Consider the following 4,824-nt stretch of genomic DNA (forward strand, 5'->3'; position numbering starts at 1 on the left):
GGATCATCAGGCAGGGTGAGTCTTGGCAGCCCTCGGATATTGGCGAGGGAGCTATTTGAGGCTGCGCCGCCCCGTCAGGGCGCCGCAATGGCCTCCCCGTGCAGGTGCGATTGTCTTTACTGCAGGTGGCCTCGGACCGCTCCAAATGCCGAAGACGCGCCCCGACGGCCCCACGCCCAAGCTCCGCTCCCCTTCGAGAGCGGCCCCAATGTCGGGGCGCATCTGGCGGCGGCTCGCAGACTTGGAGCGCCAACCGAAGGAATTCCCAAAAAACCGGCCGGCACCCGGCGTCAGCGCAAAGGCTGCTAAGGGGCACCGGGTAGCCGGCCGCCACGCCAAGGCCTTGGAATCGGCGCGGCAAATGCAGAACAAGGCGCCGGTCCGCACCCTACCGCCAGAAGTGTGCGGGTGGCTGGCGCCGCGTCTTTCCTGATACGCGAGCGGGCAAGTCCATCAACCTCCCGAAAGCGTCGGGTTGACAGACCGATGCCCCCTGCCCTTGCGGCATGGAACAGCCCGTGCGACCGTGCGTTCCGGGTGGGTTGAAATTGGGGCAAGCGATGCTGTCACGATTGATGACGCATGTCGAAGCGGCGTATGCGGCGTCTACAGCCGAAGATGCCAGCGTGGCCTTCTTCGCGGCAATGGAAGATCTCGGCGCCTCCTATCTGCAGACGCGGCTTTATCGGCGGCCGGCGGCGATCCTGACGTCGGCCAGCCATTGGGCGGCCGGCGGCTTCATCACCAGGCTGGCGCCGAGCGGCTGGCCGGGCAGCCCGGCCTTCGACTATGTCTGCTTCGAATGCAACCCGTTGCTCGGCGCCATCCGCGAGAGCCGTACGAGCTACCGCTTCAGCGATTTCGCGCCGCGCGACGATGCGCAATACGGCGCCTATTGGGAGGCGCTGAGCGAGGCTCATATCGACGACGCGCTCTGCGCCACCTCCTATGGCGGCGACGGCGCGATCGCCTCGCTGCATCTCGGCTTCCACAAGCGGGACTATTCGCCGGACGAGCGTTTCGCCATCCACATGGCGGGCCTTGCGCTGACGGAAAGGCTGATGAGCCTGACCTCGCCACCGCCGACCGCTGCGGTCAGGCTGACGCGGCGCGAGCGCGACAGCCTGGCGCTGGTCGCGGAGGGCAAGACCGACTGGGAAATCTCGGTGATCCTCGGCATCGCCGAAGCCACGGTGCGCTTCCACGTCGACAATGCCAGGCGCAAGCTCGGCGCCGTGAACCGCGCGCAAGCGGTGGCGCGGCTGGTGAACCAGCGGCTGATCTAAGGCGCGCCGATATTCAGGTGACGCAAAATAAAGGCCGCTGCAAGAGCGGCCTTTTTCAATTCAAGATCAATCTCTTACTGCGCGGAGCTGATCTGCAGCTCTTGGGCGCCGTCGAGGCCATAGATGTCGTCGCGGAACTGCACGACGCCCGGGGCCGTCGACCATGCCGACAGATAGAGGAAGTGCACCGGCACCGGGTTGACCACGTTGATCGGCGTGTTCTCGCCGGTCTTGATCGCGGCCTCGAAATGCTGGCGGTCCCATCCAGGCGTGTCGCGCAAGATCCAGGTGACGAGGTCGCGCACGTTCTGGACGCGCACGCAGCCGGAAGAATCGAAGCGCATCAGCTTGCCGAAAAGGCTCTGCTGCGGCGTGTCGTGCATGTAGACGCCGTCCGGGCTCGGGAAGTTGATCTTGACCGAGGCCATCGCGTTGTTGCTGCCCGGATCCTGACGGAAACGGTATTTCGCGGCATCGTCCGTCGACCAGTCGACGGTCATCGGATCGACCTCGCTGCCGTCCGGCGCGAACAACCGGATGTGGCTTTCCTTGAGGTAGTTGGGGTCCTTCCGCATCAGCGGAATGATGTCCTTGCGAACGATCGAGACCGGCGCATTCCAGTACGGATTGACGATGATCTCATTGATCTTCGAGTTCACGATCGGCGTCTGGCGGTCGATCTTGCCGACGATCGCGGTATGGCGCAGCACGACGCGGTCGTTCTCGACCGCTTCGACCTGCGCGCCCGGAATGTCGACCAGCACATAGCGACTGCCGAGCGTGCCGGCCTTTTCCTTCAGGCGCTGCAGATTGGTCTGCAACTGGCCGAGCCGGATCTGCGCCGAGACGTTCATCGCCGTGTAGGTGTATTTGCCCATGGCGCCGTCGGCCGGTAGGCCGTGGCGAAGCTGGAAGCGCTTGACCGCCGAGTCGACATAGGAATCGAAGGCCGTCGAGATGCCGGCGCTCTGTGGCAGGTCGCCGGAAACCATCAGGCGCTTGCGCAGCGGAACGACATCAGGATCGTCGACGCCGAGCTGCAGTTTCTTGGTCGCCGGAACCTGTTCCCAGCCGCCCTGGGAGACGATGTTCTGGTACTGCGCCACGGCCTGCTCGGTGAAGGCCACCGTCTGCTGGCTGAAGATCGGCAGCGTCGAGGCGACCTTGTTGGTGTCGGTGCCGCGGGCGTCGAACTGGTCGTCCCAATTGCCACGGGTCGAGGATTTCAGAATGTCCCCGATGACATCCTGGGCGTTGGCATGGCCGGCGGCAAAAGCAGCGGCGAGCGCGGAGGCCCCGGTAAGGAAGAAACGGCGGCTGGTTCTCATGGCAGACATTCTTTGCTTAATCGCTCTCGCTCAATCGCTTGCCGGGCGGCTTTGTCCGCACTCTAGGGGTGGCAAACTTAACAATTCGCCAACCATGACCCGCATCGTCCGGCTGCCAGAAACGCGCTGCCGCCACCCAGGTTCCAAGGAGCGCAGGGCATAGGCCCGCAGCATCACCCGTAATCCGCATCCACCGCGATTATGGCGGCAACGTGGCCTTGGCCCGCGATTTGCTTATGGTGGCGAGGTGAAAGAAAGGGCAGCGATGCTTTTTTGCATCGGCGAGATGCCGACGTGCCTTGTCGGAGCCTTGCGCCTTGCGACCTGGAATGAGAATGAGGGCCCGGCACGTTTCGGCACCAGCCCACCATTGCTTCCCCGGCCGCGCTTCTTCGGCGCGGATCGAATCTTGTGGCAGGAAGCATAAGGCCCAGGTCACCTGAGCCTCTTTAGGCTCAATATCCGCGCCGCTTGATAATCGCCGCAGCAAGAATCTTCGGCTCTTCCCGCTCCGAGGCGCCGATATAGCCTTGCGCATAAGCACGGCTCTCTACTCGTTCAAGAGCGCTAAACAAGTTCGCCCGCGTGCTGTTGCAGGCTGAAGAACCAATTATCCCGAGTTCGAGCGCGGAACCCGGCACCTTGGAATACCGTGCGGCCTGACCAGCCAAGCAGCCCATATGTTCCTGGTATTCAGGCAACGACTTGATGTCGACCTTCTCGTGTGATGGAGACGCGGTTTCACAGCCCGCCAAAGCAATCACCAAGCCGAGCAACAAAAGTGATTTCTTCATTTTATTTCCTGAATCAGCAGCCAATGCCGCAATTGTACGTATCAGGGCGGCGGCGCTTCGTCGTCTTCGAAGGCTTCGACAGGCGTTTGTTCGGCTTCCCGCGCGATTGTGAAAACGTCATTATCCGACAGGACGTAATTGAGTGTTTCTCCGCTCGGAGGTCTCGGCCTACGGGGTTCGACGGGGTCCCTTTGAAAGACAGAGCCCAGGCTAGTTCCGATGCCGACCATCCCGGCGAGCGCGAGGTATAGCGATACATCCCCGAGAGCCTTGAGCGTCTGAGGATACCAACATCCGACTAGCAACAGCACAGACGTGGAGAACACCACCGCATCGAATATGAATGAGATGCTCCAAAGCGGCCTTTTTTTGAGGAACAGAGCAACTAACATCCGAAGCACGAGATAAAAGCCTGCAAGGCCAATCACCCAGCGGGTTATCTCTAGTGAGGAGGCGGGCGGATCAATCATCGCGCGAGGCCTTCGATAAGAAGGCAATTGTCGCAGTGATGATAATCGAACCTAGAGCCAAAACTATCTGCGCGAAGATAGGTAAGCCGCCTAGTCCATCCGTCGGAGGATACTTAAGGGCATAAGCCGCCAAAGCACCGCCGACTGCTGCTACCGCGGCTGAAAGCAGCCACACGGCCTGTGAGTTCCGTACTGAAAAGCGAGTACGCTTGGGTAGCTCTAGCCTCTGAAACCTGTCGATCAGCTCCGGAAGTTTAATCTCCAACAATTCATAATCCCGAACAAGTTCGGCATCAGGGCGGCGACGAGCGCTCTCCAGCAGGTTCCGGCATTCTAAGAGTTGATCCTTGAAATAAGGTAGACCGGCGTTGAGGCTCAGGAGCCTATCGGTGCCATAATCCTCAAGAGCTTTGTCCAGAGATTCATTCAGAAAAATGATAATGCTATCAACCGCGTTGCGGCGGGCGCGGCGGCATATTCCTAAGGCGCCGTCCAGCAAACGAAACGCTATGTCGTCTATTGGCGTTCTTGGCCCCTCACCTACCAGCGCCATCATGCAGTCGCGGAGCGCCGCTCCAGCGGCTCGTAGCTCCATTGCAGGTCCGAATGCGAGTTCAGGCCGGAGCGTGTGTGCTTGATTGACCACAGCATCGGCCGCCGTCCACTCTCGAAAGAGTAGGGTTACAATCCGCTTGTAAGCCGGATCAGCTAGATCGACCACCGTAATTCCCCGCCCGCAACCAGAGAAACCCTCTGGAAAATCAGCTCTACCGGGCTTGTTTTACAGGCGCAAGCAGTCGTGCCAAGGATTGCACCGCAATCCCAAGACTAATGCTGAAGTTTGGCGGGGTTTCCTTGCCAGCAGGCGCTTCGTCTCCAACCCAAGCATCTTAAGCATGGCGCGCCGAGGCGTACTGGGACCGCCCCGTTGTGTTCTCGTTGTCCC

At 60.9% G+C, this 4,824-nt stretch carries 5 protein-coding genes; 1 reads left to right on the top strand and 4 read right to left on the bottom strand.

The window, feature by feature from the left end; genetic code table 11:
- The first annotated feature begins 560 nt into the window (after positions 1-560).
- Complete coding sequence (locus tag FJ471_RS35635) at positions 561-1,286, top strand: LuxR C-terminal-related transcriptional regulator (RefSeq protein WP_181179945.1); 726 nt, start codon at positions 561-563, stop codon at positions 1,284-1,286.
- Between the two features lie 74 nt (positions 1,287-1,360).
- On the opposite strand, the gene FJ471_RS34080 is transcribed toward FJ471_RS35635, so the two are convergent.
- The 4 genes from FJ471_RS34080 to FJ471_RS34095 all read right to left on the bottom strand — a co-directional run bounded on the left by FJ471_RS34080 (position 1,361) and on the right by FJ471_RS34095 (position 4,599).
- The gene (locus FJ471_RS34080; protein WP_140811108.1) at positions 1,361-2,614 is read right to left on the bottom strand and encodes a L,D-transpeptidase family protein; all 1,254 of its coding nucleotides are present in this window, start codon (positions 2,612-2,614) and stop codon (positions 1,361-1,363) included.
- 455 nt (positions 2,615-3,069) lie between these two features.
- Positions 3,070-3,408, bottom strand: a complete 339-nt coding sequence (locus FJ471_RS34085; protein WP_140811115.1) for a lipoprotein — start codon at positions 3,406-3,408, stop codon at positions 3,070-3,072.
- 41 nt (positions 3,409-3,449) lie between these two features.
- Entirely contained in the window at positions 3,450-3,878 is a 429-nt protein-coding gene (locus FJ471_RS34090) for a hypothetical protein (protein WP_140811122.1), read from the bottom strand.
- Complete coding sequence (locus FJ471_RS34095; protein WP_140811129.1) at positions 3,871-4,599, bottom strand: hypothetical protein; 729 nt, start codon at positions 4,597-4,599, stop codon at positions 3,871-3,873. Before FJ471_RS34095 ends, FJ471_RS34090 begins: the two co-directional genes overlap by 8 nt.
- Between the last annotated feature and the right edge of the window lie 225 nt (positions 4,600-4,824).

Source organism: Mesorhizobium sp. B2-7-1, from assembly GCF_006440735.1.
Lineage (GTDB): Bacteria > Pseudomonadota > Alphaproteobacteria > Rhizobiales > Rhizobiaceae > Mesorhizobium.